This window comes from Mesorhizobium sp. U510, from assembly GCF_059180695.1.
The window spans coordinates 1,877,313-1,893,976 of sequence record NZ_CP180532.1 but is presented as its reverse complement, the minus strand read 5'-3'; the positions used below and the strand labels follow the sequence as shown (position 1 = coordinate 1,893,976).

Below are 16,664 nucleotides of genomic sequence, written 5' to 3'. Positions count from 1 at the left end.
GGAGCCTTTCAAGCCGTCGCGGCGGGGCTCACATCCCGCCGCGATTTTAAACGGACCTACTTTCAGGGCTTGATACGACCATGGACACGACAGCCCAGCACGGCACGGTGAAGGAGGGGCCAGCGGCCTCCGCGCCAAGCCTGTCGCTGTCCGGCATCTCGAAAAGCTTTCCCGGCGTGCGCGCGCTGCACAATGTCAGTCTGTCGCTCTACCCCGGCCAGGTGACGGCACTGATCGGCGAGAACGGCGCCGGCAAGTCGACGCTGGTCAAGATCATGACCGGCATCTATCAGCCGGATTCGGGCACGATCAGCATCGATGGCCAGGCCGTCACCTTGCCCAGCGCGCATGCCGCCTTCGGCCATGGCGTCACCGCCATCCATCAGGAAACCGTGCTGTTCGACGATCTGAGCGTCGCCGAAAACATCTTTCTCGGCCACGCGCCGCGCACACGGCTAGGCACCATCGACTGGCGCACGATGCGCAAAAATGCCCGCGAAGTGCTCGACACCATGCATGCCAGCCATATCGACGCCGATGCGCGCCTGAAAGATCTCGGCATCGCCAACAAGCATCTCGTCGCGGTGGCGCGCGCCATGTCGATCGACGCGCAGATCGTCATCATGGACGAGCCGACAGCAGCCCTTTCGATGAAGGAGATCGAGGAGCTGTTCCTGCTCATCGAATTCCTCAAGGAGGAAGGCAAGGCGATCCTGTTCATCAGCCACAAATTCGACGAGATTTACCGCATCGCCGACCGCTACACGGTGTTCCGCGACGGCGAGATGGTTGGCGAAGGCCTGATCAAGGATGCTGGCCAGAGCCAGATCGTGCGCATGATGGTCGGCCGCTCGGTCGACCACATCTTCCCGCAGCGCAAGGCCGAGATCGGTGCGCCGGTGCTCTCCGTCTCGGGCCTGTCGCACCCGACCGAGTTCAACAATATCGGCTTCGAGCTGCACAAGGGCGAAATCCTCGGCTTCTACGGCCTCGTCGGCGCCGGGCGCAGCGAAGTCATGCAGGCTATCTCAGGCATCACGCGCACATCAGGCGGCACGATCACGCTGGAAGGCAAGGCGATAGCGCCGAAAACGGCGGCGGATTCGATCGATGCCGGCATCGTCTATGTGCCGGAGGAACGCGGCAAGCAGGGCGTGGTGATCGGCCTGCCGATCTTCCAGAACGTCTCGCTGCCCTCGCTCAAGCGTACCTCGAAGTCAGGCCTGCTGCGGCTGGCGGAAGAGTTTTCGCTCGCCCGCTCCTACACCGAGCGGCTTGACCTCAGGGCCTCGTCGCTCAGCCAGGATGTCGGCACGCTGTCGGGCGGCAACCAGCAGAAGATCGTCATCGCCAAATGGCTGGCGACCGCGCCCAAGGTGATCATCCTGGACGAGCCGACCAAGGGCATCGATATCGGCTCGAAAGCCGCCGTGCACGGCTTCATGGCCGAGCTGGTGGCGCAGGGCCTGTCGGTGATCATGGTGTCGTCGGAACTGCCGGAGATACTCGGCATGTCCGACCGGGTGGTGGTCATGCGCGAGGGCCTTGTCGCGGCGGTCTATGACAATAAGGGGCTGGACGCCGAGACGCTGGTGCGGACGGCAGCGGGGATCGCGGCATGAAGGCCTTTCTGAAATACCGCGAGATCTGGCTGGCCGCGGCGATCGTTGTTTTGATCGGGCTGATCTCAACCCGCTTCCCGGCCTTCGCCGACCCCGGCAATCTGCGCCAGGTGTTCAACGACACCTCGATCCTGATGATCCTGGCGCTCGGCCAGATGGTGGTCATCCTGACACGGTCGATCGACCTGTCGATGGCCTCCAACCTCTGCTTCACCGGCATGGTGGTGGCGATGCTGAACGCCGCGCACCCGGCGATCCCGATCCCGGCACTGATCGTCATCGCGCTGGCGGTCGGGCTGGTGCTCGGCGCCATCAACGGCCTTCTGGTGTGGCGGCTGAACATCCCCTCGATCGTGGTGACTTTGGGCACACTCACCATCTATCGCGGCGCCACCTTCGTCCTGTCCGGCGGCGCCTGGGTCAATGCCGACAAGATGAGCCCGGATTTCATCGGTTTCCAGCGCGCGGCCTTCCTCGGCATTCCGGTGCTGTCCTGGATCGCCATCCTGGTCATCGCGCTGTTCTTCGTGCTGATGACACGCACCGCGCTCGGCCGCTCGATCTATGCCATCGGCGTCAACCCGACGGCGTCGGTCTATACCGGCATCGATGTCGGCCGCACGAAATTCATCGTCTTCTGCATCTCCGGCATGATCGGCGGGCTTGCCGGCTACCTCTGGATCTCGCGCTACGTCATCGCCTCGGTCGAGGTCGCCAACGGTTATGAACTCAACATCATCGCCGCCTGCGTCATCGGCGGCATCTCGATCGCCGGCGGCATCGGCTCGGTCGGCGGCGCGGTGCTTGGCGCGCTGTTCCTCGGCATCATTTCCAACGCGCTGCCGGTCATCAACATCTCGCCCTTCTGGCAGATGGCGATTTCGGGCAGCGCCATCATCCTGGCTGTTGTGCTTAACGCGCGCGGTGAACGCCAGCAAGGCCGCATCATCCTGAGAAAGGCGGAGGTGGCATGACCGACATCCCTGCCCCGCGGCATATTCCCGACCGGCTCGATAAGCCGTTTCGCTCGGCGATCTTTTCCTGGGAGGCGCTGTTGATCGTGGTGGCCGTCGCCATCTTCGCCATCAACAGTTTTGCCTCACCCTATTTCCTCGATCCGTATTCGCTGTCCGATCTCACCTTCAATTTCACCGAGAAGGGCCTGATCGCCTTTGCCATGGCATTGCTGATCATTTCGGGCGAGATCGATCTGTCGGTGGCCGCAATAATAGCGCTCGCCTCGACCATGATGGGCATGGCGGTGCAGGCCGGCGCGGACACGCCGGTGCTGGTGCTGATCGGCATCGTCGTAGGCCTCGGCTGCGGCGCCTTCAACGGGCTGTTGGTGACAAGGCTCGGCCTGCCCTCAATCGTCGTCACAATAGGCACAATGAGCCTGTTCCGCGGCATCGCCTTCATCATCCTCGGCGACCAGGCCTATAAGGGCTATCCCGAAAGCTTCGCCTTCTTCGGCCAGGGCTATGTCTGGTGGGTGGTCTCGTTCGAGTTGGTGCTCTTCCTCATCGCCGCCGTCGTCTACTGGTTCCTGCTGCATCGCACGAGTTTCGGCCGCCGCGTCTTTGCCATCGGCAACAATCCGGTCGCGGCGCAGTTTTCCGGCGTGCGCGTCGGCCGCATCAAATTCATCCTGTTCTGCCTGACCGGACTGATGTCGGGCATCGCCTCGGTGCTGATCACCTCGCGGCTCGGCTCGACGAGGCCGTCGATCGCGCAAGGCTATGAGCTGGAAGTCATCACCATGGTGGTGCTCGGCGGCGTCAGCATTCTGGGGGGGGCCGGTAGCATTGTCGGCGTCGTACTCGCCGCCTTCATCATGGGGCTGGTGACCTTCGGGCTCGGCCTGCTCAACGTGCCCGGCATCGTCATGTCGATCTTCATCGGCGTGCTGCTGATCATCGTCATCGCCCTGCCGATTGTCTGGCGGCGACTGCGTGGTAGCAGCTGATGCCTGAGAAATACGCGTTCAAGATGAAGCTCAAACCGGGCATGAAGGCCGAGTACAGGAGACGCCATGACGAGATCTGGCCGTCGCTGGTCGCGCTCTTGAAGGAGGCCGGCGTGTCCGACTACTCGATCCATCTCGACGAAGAGACCAACATCCTGTTCGGCGTGTTGTGGCGGCGGGACGATCATGGCATGGCCGAATTGCCGAAGCACCCGGTGATGCAGCGCTGGTGGGCTCACATGGCCGACATCATGGAAACGAAGCCGGACAATGAGCCGGTGGCCGTGCCGCTGGAAACTATGTTCCATATGGCATGAGCGCGCTTCGCCACATCGCCGTCATCGACATCGGCAAGACCAACGCCAAGGTGGCGCTTGTCGACCTCGCGACATTGAGCGAGGTGGCGCTGCGCCGCATGGCAAATGCGCCGCTGCGGCAGAAGCCCTACCCACATCACGATGTCGAGGCGCTGTGGACATTCATCCTCGACAGCCTTGCCGGCCTCAACCGCGAACGGCGCATCGACGCCATATCGATCACCACGCATGGCGCGACGGGTGCGCTGGTCGACGCTTCGGGCGAACTGGTTCTGCCGGTGCTGGACTATGAGTTCGACGGCCCCGACAGGCTGGCGGCGGACTATGACGCTGTTCGACCGCCCTTCGTCGAGACCGGGACGCCGCGCCTGCCAATCGGCCTCAATCTCGGCGCGCAACTCTTTTGGCAGCAGAAGTGCTTTCCGGCCGCGTTCGCGCATGCGGCCGCGATTCTGATGTACCCGCAATACTGGGCGCTGCGCCTGACCGGCGTCGCCGCCAACGAAGTGACCTCGCTTGGTTGCCACACCGATCTGTGGAATCCATGGCATGCCGACTTTTCGTCGCTGGTCGATCGGTTGGATTGGCGCGGCCTGATGGCACCGGTGCGGCCGGCCAGGGATCGCCTTGGTCCGATCCTGCCAGCGCTTGCCGCGCGCACCGCCCTTGATGCGCAAACCCCCGTGTTCTGCGGCCTGCACGATTCCAACGCCTCGCTGCTGCCGCATCTCCTGTCCGACGTGCCACCCTTTTCGGTCGTCTCGACCGGCACCTGGGTGGTGTCGATGGCGGTGGGCGGCAGGACGGTCGATCTCGATCCGGCGCGCGATACTTTGGTCAATGTCAACGCGCTGGGCGACCCCATCCCCTCGGCCCGTTTCATGGGCGGCCGCGAATTTTCCGTGCTGACTGAGGGCCGGCCGGAGACTTGGAGCGACAATGATGTCCGGGCCGTGCTCGCGCGAAGGACATTGCTGCTGCCGTCGACGCAACAGGGATCAGGGCCGTTCCCGCATCAGGCCGCGACATGGCTCAATGCCGACGGCATGAACAATGGCCAGCGCTTTGCCTCCATCTCGTTCTACCTGGCACTGATGACGGCGACCTGCCTCGACCTGATCGGCGCCGATGGCCCGACCACCATCGAAGGACCGTTTGCCCGCAATCGCCTGTTTGTCGGCATGCTGGCCGCAAGCACAGGCCGCGCCGTCGTCGCCTCTGAAGCGGCCACGGGAACCAGCATCGGCGCGGCACTGCTGGCGTCCGATCAGGTCACGGCGCATGGCAAGGGCGCGCGACTGGAACCGCCGACCGACCCGGCCTGGGCAGCCTATGTCAGGGCGTGGCGCGCGGCGGTCGAAGCACGGGGCTGATCACAGGATCCGCTTGCCGAAGGCCGACATGACGAAGTTCACGGTGTCGGCGCCGATCCTGGGCTCCATATGCTTGGTCAGGCCCGAAATATCCATCGACAGCAGGCCGCCGGAGAGCGCGATCGCCTCCATCGCCTGATGCGTCTCTCGCACCGTTAGCCCGCCGGAGCCAGCCGCCCAGCCGGCGAATTCAGTCGCTGTCGGCGAATAGCTGAGATGAAAGCCTTGCGTGCCCGACGTGGCGATGCGGATCGCCTCATGCATCAGGTCGCGCATGCCCATGGCGTCGATATCGGTCATGGTGAAGGCCGACACTCGCGAATCCTTCAGCACCCGCGCCTCGGCCGGGTCGGCATGGCGCAGGCCGACGATGACGACATTTTCCGGCGACAGCTGCGGCTGCAGCGCGCCGGCCTTGTGATCGAGGCCGAGGGTCCGGGCCAGCACAGAACCTTCCGGCAGGTCGATGCCCTCTTCGTCTTCCGGCATCAGCGCGGCGATGGAATCGATCCAGATCAGGCCGAAGGAGTGCGTCGCGCGCGCCGTCGCCGTCAGCGCCTTGTGGGCGATGCGGCGATCGGCGCCGGCACTCAGCCGGATCAACCCGGAGGGCGGCCGCTCGACATCGGTGAGTTCCACGACGTCGAAATTCATCGCCTCCAGCCGCGCGCCGGTCCCCTCGCGGGCAAGAACGCCGGCGGCTTCCTGTTCGGCCGAGATCGACACCATCTTGCGGCCGGAAAAGTCGGCGACGTCATGCATCGGGGCCTTTTCGACATATTCTGACGTCATCGCCAGCAGCATGGCGCCGTAGCTCATGCGGAAGGCGACGCGGTCGCCGACGGCGGGCGGCGGGTCGGCGTCCTGCACGTCGAGCAGCAGATGGTCGCTGGAGGCGCCGAGAACGCGAATCCCCTTGGCGATCGGCGTCAGCCCTTCGACCAGCACATCCTCGCGGCCGATATTGGCGATGGCGCGCAGCCTGTCGCCCTCGTCGGGAAAGACCGGCTGGTTGCCGAAAGCGTCGTAGCCGGACTCGCCGATCGGCCGCGACGGCTTCAGCTTGACCTCGATGATGTCGCTGGTCAGGCGGCAGGCGTCGGTCTCGAGTTCGGCCCATGGCACATCGCGGAAGGTTTCGACGCCGCCTTGCAGGATCGCCTCGCCGACCCGGAGATTGTTGATGCCGGCGGGCAGTTTGCCTTCGAGCAGCAGTGTCAGCGACGACGAGGCGCCGCCGGAGATCCAGTCGAGGCTTTTGCCGGACAGGCGTTCGGTCTTGTAGGCATGGGCGACGAGTTGGCCGAGATTCTCCGGCGTCGGCATGATGGCGCCGAAACAGCCGAGATTGGTGCCGATGCCGGCGACGCGCACGCCCTTGAACTCGAGGATCCGCTCGACCGTGGGGATCAGGTCGCTCGGCAAGATGCCTTCGCGGAGGTCGCCGAGGTCGATCATCAGCATGATGTCGTGGACGCGGCCCATGCGCTCGGCGATGCGCGAGATCTCGCGGATGGTGGCGAGTTCCGACTGCAGGCTGATGTCGACGGTGCGCACCACCTCCTCGATGCGCGCCATGGGTGGACTGCGCAGCAGCATGATCGGCGCGTTGATGCCGCTGTCGCGCAGCCGGCGGATGTTTTCGAAACGCGATTCGGCAATGCCGGCGACGCCGCCGCGCAGCATGGCACGCGCCACTTGCGGCATGCCGCACATGCCCTTGGTGACACCGAACACCTTGATGCCGGACAGGGCGCAGCGGTCGACAATGGTGCGGGCGTTGCGCTCGATACGGCCAAGGTCGATGGCGACTTGCGGTCCCGACATCTTATCCCCCGTACACAAGCCCCTGCGGGTCGATCTCGGGCTTACGGCCGGCAACGAGGTCGGCCAGGAATTTTCCGGAGCCGCAGGCCATGGTCCAGCCGACATGGCCGTGGCCGGTGTCGAGATAGAGGTTTTGATAGCGTGCCTGGCCAATGACCGGCACGGAGCCCGGCATCATCGGCCTGAGGCCCGCCCAGAGCTCCGCCTTCTTCTCGTCGAAAGCGCCGGGAAAGAGGTCCTTTGCGGTCCTGAACATGGTGGCAAAGTCGCTGGGTTTGTGGGAGCGGTCGAAGCCGGTGAATTCAGCGGTCGAAGCCAGCCGCAACCGGTTGCCGAGCCTCGAATAGGCCATCAGCTGGTCCTCGTCGGCGCCGCCCATGGTCGGCCCCTTGCTCTCGTCTTCCAGCGGAATGGTCGCGGTATAGCCCTTCACCGGATAGACCGGCAGGTCGATGCCGTAGCGGCGGCCAAGCAGACCGCTTTCCGGCCCCATCGAGATGACGACGGCGTCACCGGTCACCGGTCCGGCCGAGGTCATCACCGCCCGCACCCGGTCGCCCTCGATGTCGAGACCCTCGACCGTCGTGCCGTAGAGGAATTTCACGCCGAGCTTTTCGGCGGCATGAGCGGCGAGCTTTTCCACGAACTTCCGGGAATCGCCGGTCTGGTCGATCGGCGAATAGACGCCGCCGGCGATCTTTTCCTTCACGCCGGCAAGGCCCGGCTCGAGCTCGACCAGCCGGTCGCGGCCGACGATCTCGATCGGCAGGCCGTGCTCGGCCAGATAGCGGTAATTGTCGGTGCCGGTGTCGAGGCTGTGCTGCGAGCGGAAGAAATAGAGGATGCCTTTCTTGCGCTCGTCATAGTGGATGCCGGTGTCGGCCGAGATGGCGTTGATGCAGTCGCGCGAATAGAGCGCGAGGCGCAGCTTGACCTGGCTGTTGGCGCGCAGGCGGGCCACCGTGCATTGGCGCAGGAAACGCAGGCTCCAGGCGAGGAAATAGGGATCGAAGCGCAGCCGCACCTTGATGCCGAGATCATGATTGTAGAGCCCGCGCAGAAACGTCTTCAGCGCCGCCGGCGAGGCCCAAGCGGTGGCGTCGCCTGGCGAAACCAGGCCGGCATTGGATTGGCTGGTGCCCCGCGCGGGCGCCGCATGGCGCTCGATCACGGTGACCTCGTGGCCGTCGGCGGCCAGGTAATAGGCCGCTGCCGTACCGACAACGCCGGCGCCGAGCACCGTTATCTTCATGCCATCCCCCAAAAGCTCTCGGCGGCGCGGCGCCTCGACGCCGCGTCGCGACTGCTTCCATAGCGCGTCGCCGTGCGCCTTGCGAGCCCTCGGGGCTTGGCTCAGCCGCGGGCGGAGTTCTTGCTGGTCAGGATGCGCTCCCAGGCGAGCGCGTCGGCAACGATCTGGTCGAGATCGTCGCGTTGCGGCGTCCAACCGAGTTCCGCCCGGGCAAGGTCCGAATTGGCGACAACCGCCGCGGCGTCGCCGGGACGCCGGTCGCCCATCTTCACCTCGAAATCGTGGCCAAAGGCGCGGCGCACGCTCTCAATGACCTCGAGCACCGAATAGCCATGGCTGTAGCCGCAATTGGCGATGAGGCTCTGTCCCCCGGCGCGCAGCCGCTGCAGCGCCAGGCGATGCGCGGCTGCCAGGTCGCTGACATGGATATAGTCACGCATGCAGGTGCCGTCGGGCGTCGGGTAATCGGTGCCGAACACCTGCATGAAAGGCCGCTTGCCGAGCGCGGTCTCGCAGGCGACCTTGATCAGATGCGTGGCGCCCGGCGTCGACTGGCCGGTGCGGCCCTTGGGATCGGCGCCGGCGACGTTGAAATAGCGCAGCGCGGTGTAGCGGATGTCGTGCGCGAGGCCGGCATCGCGCAACATCCATTCGCTCATCAGCTTGGACAGGCCATAGGGCGATTCCGGCGCCAGACGGGCATCCTCGCGCACCGGCTCCAGCCCGGCGCCGCCATAGACGGCGGCGGTCGAGGAAAAGATGAAATGCGGCACGCCCTCGCGCACCGCGGTTTCGATCAGCGTGCGCGTCTTTGAGGTGTTGTTCTCATAGTAGGCGAGCGGCTCGGCGACCGATTCGGGGACCACGATGGAACCGGCGAAATGGATGATCGCGTCGACATGATTGTCCCTGATGATCGAACCGACCAATTCCTTGTCGGCGACATCGCCGACGACCAGCTTTGCCTCCGGCGCCACCGCCCATTCGAAGCCGGTGGAAAGGCGGTCGAGCACGACCACGCTTTCGCCCGCATCCAGCAATTCCCAGACCATGTGGCTGCCGATATAGCCGGCACCGCCTGTCACCAAAACCGTCATCCGCATCCTCGCATCTCAAGATTTATCGGAAACTGTCTCAAACACCGCCTTACTGGAAAGCCTGCCGCATGGCCATTAGAACCCTTGGTAACCGGCGTTCACCAAATGTGGCATCGTGCTGAAACAAAAGTGATCCACAGTGCGTGTCGTGGAATGCGAATAGGCCACGATCCGCCATCGTTAGGAACATGTGCGGGGCGTGGCATTTTGACCAAAATGGCCCGGTGGACGACCAATAGGCCAATGATTATGATCCCGCGCAAAATTGGGAAGCCGACATGAACTACCAGCGGTTCTTCGAAGAAGCGATCGACCAGCTCCACGCGGAGCGTCGCTATCGTGTCTTCGCCGACCTCGAGCGCATCGCGGGCAAATTTCCGCGCGCCATCTGGCGCTCCAACGGCCGCGCCGAGGAAATCACCGTCTGGTGCTCCAACGACTATCTCGGCATGGGCCAGCACGCGGACGTCATCGCCGCGTTCCAGAATGCGGCCGGCAAGATGGGATCGGGCGCCGGCGGCACCCGCAACATTTCCGGCACCTCCAACCCGCTGGTCGAGCTCGAGCATGAGCTTGCCGACCTGCACGGCAAGGACGCGGCTCTGGTCTTCACCTCCGGCTTCGTCTCCAACGAAGCTTCGATCTCGACGATCGCGCGGCTTTTGCCCAATTGCCTGATCATCTCGGACGAGCTGAACCACGCCTCGATGATCGAAGGCGTGCGCCGCTCGGGCGCCGAGAAGAAGATCTTCCGCCACAATGACGTCGCGCATCTGGAAAGCCTGCTGCAGGCGGCGGGGCGCGAACGCGCCAAGCTGATCGTCTTCGAAAGCGTCTATTCGATGGACGGCGACATCGCGCCGATCCGGGAGATCGTCGAGCTCGCCGAGCGCTACAACGCCATGACCTATATCGACGAGGTCCATGCTGTCGGCATGTACGGACCGCGCGGCGGCGGCATCACCGAGCGCGAGGGCCTGGCCGACCGCATCGACATCATCCAGGGCACCTTGGCCAAGGCGTTCGGCACGCTGGGCGGCTACATTACCGGCACCAGCGCGGTGATCGACGCGGTGCGCTCCTATGCGCCCGGCTTCATCTTCACCACGGCGCTGCCGCCGGCGATCGCCGCGGCCACCACCACCTCGATCCGGCATCTCAAGCGCTCGCAGGCCGAGCGCGATGCCCAGCAGCAGCAGGCATCCCGGACCAAGCAGGTGCTTGCCGCCGCCGGCCTGCCGGTGATGGACTCGCCAACCCATATCGTGCCGGTTCTGGTCGGCGATCCCGAGCTTTGCAAAATGGCCAGCGACCGCCTGCTCGGCGTGCACGGCATCTACATCCAGCCGATCAACTACCCGACCGTGCCGCGCGGCACCGAGCGGCTGCGCATCACGCCGACGCCGTTCCATTCGGATGCGCTGATCGCTGGACTGCAGGACGCGCTGGTCGAGACATGGGACGCGCTCGGCATTCCCTACGGCTCGGCAGGACGGCCCTCGGTCGCCAAAAGCGACCGGATCGTTCCGCTGCTGGTGCCCAAGTCAGGCGGCTGAAGCCCATTTGAAACGCTGTTCGACTGCCGGCCGACGCAAGTCGACTAGACAGTCCTCATCCATTTCGCCAGCCGGTGCGCGGCGTCCTCGACCTGGTCGAGGCGGCGATGGAAGCACAGCCTGAGGAAGGCTTCGCCGCCGGGGCCGAAGGCGGTGCCGGGCGCCAGGCCGACATTGGCCTTGTCGACGATGTCGAAGGCGGCGGCGCGGGAATCGGTGATGCGGTCGACGGCGAAGAACAGATAGAAGGCGCCCTGCGGCACGGTAAACCGAGCGCTGCCGGTGGCGCCGAGAATACCGCAGACCAGGTCGCGCGCTTTTCTCGCCCGCTCCACCTGTTCGGCGACGAAGCCATCGCCCTCGTCAAGAGCTGCGACCGCGCCGCGCTGCATGAACTGGGCAACGCCGGAATTCGAATACTGGATCAGGTTCTCGAACACCTGCTGCAGGCTCGGATGCGTCTTGATCCAGCCGACGCGCCAGCCGGTCATCGCCCAGTTCTTGGAAAAGGAGTTGACGAACAGGATGCGGTCTTCCTCCGTCGCGATGTCGAGGAAGGACGGCGCACGGCCATGGCCATAGTGGAACAGCGAATAGATCTCGTCGGCGATGATCCAGACGTTCTTGGCGCGCGCCAGGTCGAGGATCGCCTGCAAGGTCTCGTGATCGGCGGTCCAGCCGGTCGGGTTCGACGGCGTGTTGATGAACAGCGCCTTGGTGCGCGGCGTGATCGCCGCGGCGATCTTCTCGACGTCGCAGGACCAGCCATTGCCGGAATGATCGAGCGTGACGGGCACCGGAACGGCTCCCGACAGGGCGGCGGCGGCGTCGAAATTCGGCCAGGCCGGCGACAGATAGATCACCTCGTCGCCGGCGCCGGCGAGAGCGGTAAGGGACATCTGGATGGCATGCATGCCGGATCCGGTGACGATGAACTGCTCCTCCGGGAACGTCTTGCCGAAATGCCTGGCGTAGTATCGTGCCAGCGCCTGCCTGAGATCGGGGATGCCCCTCTGCCAGGTGTAGAACGTCTCGCCGCCGGCCAGCGCCTTTGACGCGGCATCGGTGATGAAGGCGGGTGTCGGCAGGTCGCCCTCGCCGGCCCATAACGGGATCAGGCCCTCGCGCAGGCGGCCGTAGTTGACGACGGCGACAATGCCGCTTTCCGGTGCGGCGCGGGCTTCGGCGCGAAAGCTATCGATCAGGCTCATGGACAAATCCGTTTTCCCTTAGAGCAGTTCACTGTTTCACGGAAACGGCAAACCGTTCTAACTCTTTGTTTTAACGCAATTCCCCAGGGAAAGCGCTACGCGGTTTCCCTGGGAAACCCGTTTCACACTTTTCCTGGAATTGCTCTAGGCTTGCCGCTCTTTACCAGATACGAAAACAGAAAACCCCAGCCGCGAACGACCGGGGTTTTGGTCCAGCAATGGTCGGCTGAATTATCGTTTGGCGAGCAGATCGCGGATTTCGGTGAGGAGCGCGACATCGGCGGGGGGTGGTGCGGCCGGGGCAGCCGGCTTCTCGCGCTCGAGCCGCCGGCGCAGATTGTTCACCCCCTTGACCATCAGGAAGATGACAAAGGCGATGATCAGGAAGTTCAGCGCCACGGTGATGAAGCTGCCATAGGCAAAGACAGCGCCTTGCTTGCGCGCATCTTCAAGGTTTGTCGCAGTCACGTTGTGCGACAGGCCAATGAAGTAGTTGTTGAAATCGACCCCTCCGAGCGCGCCAATGAAAGGCATGATGACATCATCGACCAGCGAAGTGACGATCTTGCCGAAGGCCGCGCCGATGATGACGCCGACGGCCAAGTCCATCACGTTACCCTTGGAAATGAATTCCTGGAATTCTTTCAGCATTCGACCCTCCTTGTCATGACCGGCCGCGCTGCCGTTCCGTCCTTGCGGCATCGACCCGGCGACAACATAACAAAAACCTCCGGTTGCAACATGGGCAAAAAGGAGAAAGCAACCGCTTTCTCCCTCCCCTGCGTCAACCTCGAGAAATCACGCGCTTCATGCGCCCAAAGCCGCAATGGACTCCGGCGCCAAGCTGTGATTGCGTTCGGATAAGCCGGATAAAAAGACGGCAAAGGAGGAAATTCCAGGCGTGCAAGGCTTGTTCATCGTCATCATCGCGATCGCCTATGTGACGTTGCTGTTCGCCATCGCCAGCCTGGGCGACCGCCGCTCGGCCATCTCCGGACCCGGTCGTGCGCGGCCGTTCATCTATGCGCTCAGCCTGGCGATCTATTGTACCTCGTGGACCTTCTTCGGCTCGGTCGGGCTCTCCTCCGAACGCGGCCTCGAATTCCTCGGTATCTATACCGGCCCGGTGCTGGTGTTCGTGTTCGGTTTTCCGCTGCTCAACCGCATCGTGCGGCTGGCCAAGACCGAGAAGATCACCTCGATCGCCGACTTCCTCGGCGCGCGCTACGGCAAAAGCTTCACCGTCGCGGCGATCGCCACGCTGATCGCCACCATCGGGGCGGTGCCCTATATCGCGCTGCAGCTGAAGGCGATTTCCGGTTCGGTCAGCCTGATGGTCGAGCACTATACGGGGTCGCCGCCCTCCTTCGATCCGTTCGTCAGCGACATATCGCTGGTCGTCGCCATGCTGCTGGCCTTGTTTGCCGTCTTGTTCGGCACCCGCCATGCCGACGCCACCGAACACCAGGACGGGCTGGTGCTGGCGGTGGCGGTCGAAACCGTCGTCAAGCTCGCCGCCTTCCTGGCGATCGGCCTGATGGTCACCTTCCTGATCTTCGGCGGCCCGGGCGACATGTTCGCCAAGCTGGCGCAGAATGCTCAGGTGCGCCAGGCGATGGGCTACAACACCTCGCTCGCCACCTGGCTGGTGCTGACTTGTCTGAGCGGCTTTGCCATCGTCATGCTGCCGCGGCAGTTCTACGTCACCATCGTCGAGAACCGCGGCGAGGCCGAGTTGCGGACCGCGACCTGGGTGTTTCCGCTCTACCTCGTGGCGATCAACCTGTTCGTGCTGCCGATCGCCTTTGCCGGCCTGTCGCTGGTCGGCACCGGCACCAGCAGCGATCTCTATGTGCTGTCGCTGCCCCTGTTCAGCGGCCACGACGTGCTGGCCATGGCCGCCTTCATCGGCGGGCTGTCGGCGGCAACGGCCATGGTGATCGTCGAAAGCGTGGCGCTGTCGATCATGATCTCCAACGACCTCGTCATTCCGCTGTTCGTGCGCCGCCTGCTCAAGACCTCGACCTCCGAGAACGAGGACTGGTCGACGCTGATCCTCAATGTGCGGCGCGGGGCGATCTTCATCCTGTTGTTCATCGCCTTCCTCTACTATCGCGAAAGCACCAACTTAGCGCGGCTGTCGTCGATCGGCCTGATGTCCTTCGCGGCCATCGCGCAGTTCGCGCCGGCGCTGATCGGCGGGTTGATCTGGCGCGGCGCCAATGGCAGGGGTGCCGCACTCGGCATGGTCGCCGGCATCATCGTCTGGGGCTACACGCTGCTCCTGCCCTCGCTTGTCGCGCCCGACACCGACATCGTCGTGCACGGGCTCTTCGGCTTCGAGGCGCTGCGCCCGCAAGCCCTGTTCGGTACCGTGGCCGAGCCGCTGAACCACGGCGTGTTGTGGAGCCTGTCGATCAACACGCTGTTTTTTGTCCTTGGCTCGCTGTCGCGCGCGTCGGTGCCGCTGGAGCGCATCCAGGCGTCGATCTTCGTGCCACGCGACGCCGGTCCGATGCCGAGCCTGCGCCGCTTCCGCACCGCCATCACCGTCAACGACCTCAAGGACACGATCGCCCGCTACCTCGGCGTCGAGCGCACCGAGCGCTCTTTCCAGTCGTTCGAGAAGACCAACGGCACCTCGCTGCACGGCAAGGAGCAGGCGAGCATGGACGTCATCCGCTTCTCCGAGCAGCTGTTGGCCAGCGCCGTCGGCTCCTCCTCGGCGCGGTTGATCCTGTCGCTGCTGTTCCGGCGCCATGACCGTGAATCCAGGGATGCCTTCCGCCTGCTCGACGACGCCACCGAGGCGCTGCAGCACAACCGCGACCTCTTGCAGATCGCGCTCGACCAGATGGAACAGGGCATCACCGTCTTCGACCGCGATTTCCGGCTGATCTGCTGGAACCGCCAATACCGGGTGCTGTTCGACCTGCCCGACGAGATGGGCCAGGTCGGCGTCTCGCTCGATCAGATCCTGCGCCATCTCGCCGAGCGCGGCGACATCCCCGCCGACCAGCGCGTGACGACGCTCAACCGGCTGACCAGTTTCGTCAGCCCCTGGCAGATGGAACTGAAGACCAGCGGCCGCATCCTGGAACTGCGCTCCAATCCGATGCCGGATGGCGGCATCGTCGCCACCTATGCCGACATTTCCGGGCGCGTCGAACAGGATCTGGCGCTGAAGCGCGCCAATGAATTGCTGGAGCAGCGCGTGAAAACCCGTACGATCGAGCTGACTAGCGTCAACGAGGAGTTGACCCGGGTCAACGAGGAACTGGCGCAGGCGCAGATGCTGGCCGAGGAGGCCAATCTCGGCAAGACGCGCTTCCTCGCCGCCGCCGGCCACGATATCCTACAGCCGCTGAACGCCGCCCGGCTCTATTGCTCCTCGCTGATCGAGAAGGCCGGCAAGGGCACAGCAGGCAAGGCGGCGGTCAACATCGAATCCTCGCTGGAATCGGTCGAGACGATTCTCGGCGCCGTGCTCGACATCTCGCGCCTCGATGCCGGCGCGATGAAGCCGGACGATACCGCCTTCAACCTCGACGGTTTGCTGCGCCAGATCGGCAATGATTTTCGGCCAATGGCCGCCGAGAAAAAGCTCGGCCTGACGATCATGCCGTCTTCGCTAACGGTGGTGACCGATCGCAATCTGCTGCGCCGCCTGATCCAGAATCTGGTCTCGAACGCCATCAAGTACACGCGCAGGGGCCGCATCCTGGTCGGCGTGCGGCGGCGCGGCGAACTGGCGGAGATCCAGGTGATCGATACCGGCATCGGCATTGCCGGCGAGAAGCTGAACACGGTCTTCCATGAATTCACCCGGCTCGATGAAGGGGCGCGCGAAGCCGAAGGTCTCGGCCTTGGGCTCTCCATTGTCGACCGCATCGCCCGGGTGCTTCGGCTGGAAATCCGCATCTTCTCCAATCCGGGCAAGGGCACGCGCTTTTCCGTCATCCTGCCCGTCGCGGCGGTGCAGGAGCCGCGACGCGAGGTCGAAACCAAGGCTCCCGCCCGTGCCGCGGCTTCGCTCGCCGGGCTGCATGTGCTCTGTATCGACAACGACGCCCGCATCCTCGAGGGCATGCGGCTGCTGCTCGAAGGCTGGGGATGCAAGGTCGATACCGTGTCCGGCTCCCGGGATCTGGAGAAGGCCGCAATACATCGCCCGGATATCGTGCTTGCCGACTACCATCTCGACGGCGAAACCGGCCTCGACATCATCGCCCGACTGCGGGCGACCCATGGCAACGATCTGGCCGCCGTGCTGGTCACCGCCGACCGGTCCAACGAGGTGCGGGCGGCGGCAGGCGGGTTCGATATTGCGGTGATCAACAAGCCGCTGAAACCGGCGGTGCTGCGCTCGATGATGGCCAGGGTGAGGCCGCTGGCATCTGCCGCTGAGTGACGCCAACGGGCCGGCCGGCCACGGCTGGCGAT

Annotated in this window: 12 protein-coding genes; 7 read left to right on the top strand and 5 right to left on the bottom strand. The window is 64.3% G+C overall.

Going from position 1 to position 16,664, the window contains the following annotated elements:
* Positions 1–80: 80 nt before the first annotated feature.
* From ACLGL5_RS11070 to ACLGL5_RS11050, 5 genes are read left to right on the top strand one after another with little or no spacing between them, the layout of a single operon-like run.
* Positions 81–1,622 (top strand): sugar ABC transporter ATP-binding protein, encoded by a 1,542-nt coding sequence (locus ACLGL5_RS11070; RefSeq protein WP_069090981.1) that lies wholly within the window; start codon positions 81–83, stop codon positions 1,620–1,622.
* Positions 1,619–2,596, top strand: coding sequence for an ABC transporter permease (locus ACLGL5_RS11065; protein WP_019863182.1), 978 nt, complete (start codon positions 1,619–1,621; stop codon positions 2,594–2,596). The genes ACLGL5_RS11070 and ACLGL5_RS11065 overlap by 4 nt, the downstream gene beginning before the upstream one ends.
* On the top strand, positions 2,593–3,588 hold the full coding sequence (locus ACLGL5_RS11060) for an ABC transporter permease (protein ID WP_069090980.1): 996 nt from the start codon (positions 2,593–2,595) through the stop codon (positions 3,586–3,588). Before ACLGL5_RS11065 ends, ACLGL5_RS11060 begins: the two co-directional genes overlap by 4 nt.
* A complete protein-coding gene (rhaM, locus tag ACLGL5_RS11055; RefSeq protein WP_069090979.1) occupies positions 3,588–3,905 on the top strand; it encodes an L-rhamnose mutarotase in 318 nt (105 codons plus the stop codon). The genes ACLGL5_RS11060 and rhaM overlap by 1 nt, the downstream gene beginning before the upstream one ends.
* The gene (locus ACLGL5_RS11050; protein WP_069090978.1) at positions 3,902–5,278 is read left to right on the top strand and encodes an FGGY-family carbohydrate kinase; all 1,377 of its coding nucleotides are present in this window, start codon (positions 3,902–3,904) and stop codon (positions 5,276–5,278) included. Before rhaM ends, ACLGL5_RS11050 begins: the two co-directional genes overlap by 4 nt.
* Here the strand turns inward: ACLGL5_RS11050 and ACLGL5_RS11045 are convergent, their stop codons facing one another.
* The 3 genes from ACLGL5_RS11045 to galE form a co-directional block, all read right to left on the bottom strand.
* Positions 5,279–7,105, bottom strand: a complete 1,827-nt coding sequence (locus ACLGL5_RS11045) for an alanine racemase (protein ID WP_069090977.1) — start codon at positions 7,103–7,105, stop codon at positions 5,279–5,281. It abuts the gene before it with no gap.
* A gap of 1 nt (position 7,106) precedes the next feature.
* Positions 7,107–8,357 (bottom strand): D-amino acid dehydrogenase, encoded by a 1,251-nt coding sequence (locus tag ACLGL5_RS11040; RefSeq protein WP_069090976.1) that lies wholly within the window; start codon positions 8,355–8,357, stop codon positions 7,107–7,109.
* 101 nt (positions 8,358–8,458) lie between these two features.
* On the bottom strand, positions 8,459–9,454 hold the full coding sequence (gene galE / locus ACLGL5_RS11035) for a UDP-glucose 4-epimerase GalE (protein ID WP_038644497.1): 996 nt from the start codon (positions 9,452–9,454) through the stop codon (positions 8,459–8,461).
* 278 nt (positions 9,455–9,732) lie between these two features.
* Between galE and hemA the strand changes: the two genes are divergently transcribed.
* Positions 9,733–11,010, top strand: a complete 1,278-nt coding sequence (hemA, locus tag ACLGL5_RS11030; protein ID WP_019863175.1) for a 5-aminolevulinate synthase — start codon at positions 9,733–9,735, stop codon at positions 11,008–11,010.
* Between the two features lie 44 nt (positions 11,011–11,054).
* Here the strand turns inward: hemA and ACLGL5_RS11025 are convergent, their stop codons facing one another.
* On the bottom strand, positions 11,055–12,221 hold the full coding sequence (locus tag ACLGL5_RS11025; protein WP_069090975.1) for a pyridoxal phosphate-dependent aminotransferase: 1,167 nt from the start codon (positions 12,219–12,221) through the stop codon (positions 11,055–11,057).
* 231 nt (positions 12,222–12,452) lie between these two features.
* Positions 12,453–12,872, bottom strand: a complete 420-nt coding sequence (gene mscL, locus ACLGL5_RS11020; protein WP_027047745.1) for a large conductance mechanosensitive channel protein MscL — start codon at positions 12,870–12,872, stop codon at positions 12,453–12,455.
* 250 nt (positions 12,873–13,122) lie between these two features.
* Here mscL and ACLGL5_RS11015 point away from each other — a divergent pair, with 250 nt between their 5' ends.
* On the top strand, positions 13,123–16,632 hold the full coding sequence (locus ACLGL5_RS11015) for a PAS domain-containing hybrid sensor histidine kinase/response regulator (protein ID WP_494372904.1): 3,510 nt from the start codon (positions 13,123–13,125) through the stop codon (positions 16,630–16,632).
* Positions 16,633–16,664 lie beyond the last annotated feature (32 nt).

What these genes read in the sequence shown, in the direction of transcription:
- ACLGL5_RS11050 (WP_069090978.1), top strand. Translation starts at nt 3,902, where the DNA reads ATGAGCGCGCTTCGCCACATCGCCGTCATCGACATCGGCAAGACCAAC.
- ACLGL5_RS11060 (WP_069090980.1), top strand. Translation starts at nt 2,593, where the DNA reads ATGACCGACATCCCTGCCCCGCGGCATATTCCCGACCGGCTCGATAAG.
- galE (WP_038644497.1), bottom strand. Translation starts at nt 9,454, where the DNA reads ATGACGGTTTTGGTGACAGGCGGTGCCGGCTATATCGGCAGCCACATG.
- ACLGL5_RS11070 (WP_069090981.1), top strand. Translation starts at nt 81, where the DNA reads ATGGACACGACAGCCCAGCACGGCACGGTGAAGGAGGGGCCAGCGGCC.
- hemA (WP_019863175.1), top strand. Translation starts at nt 9,733, where the DNA reads ATGAACTACCAGCGGTTCTTCGAAGAAGCGATCGACCAGCTCCACGCG.
- mscL (WP_027047745.1), bottom strand. Translation starts at nt 12,872, where the DNA reads ATGCTGAAAGAATTCCAGGAATTCATTTCCAAGGGTAACGTGATGGAC.
- ACLGL5_RS11045 (WP_069090977.1), bottom strand. Translation starts at nt 7,105, where the DNA reads ATGTCGGGACCGCAAGTCGCCATCGACCTTGGCCGTATCGAGCGCAAC.
- ACLGL5_RS11040 (WP_069090976.1), bottom strand. Translation starts at nt 8,357, where the DNA reads ATGAAGATAACGGTGCTCGGCGCCGGCGTTGTCGGTACGGCAGCGGCC.
- rhaM (WP_069090979.1), top strand. Translation starts at nt 3,588, where the DNA reads ATGCCTGAGAAATACGCGTTCAAGATGAAGCTCAAACCGGGCATGAAG.
- ACLGL5_RS11025 (WP_069090975.1), bottom strand. Translation starts at nt 12,221, where the DNA reads ATGAGCCTGATCGATAGCTTTCGCGCCGAAGCCCGCGCCGCACCGGAA.
- ACLGL5_RS11065 (WP_019863182.1), top strand. Translation starts at nt 1,619, where the DNA reads ATGAAGGCCTTTCTGAAATACCGCGAGATCTGGCTGGCCGCGGCGATC.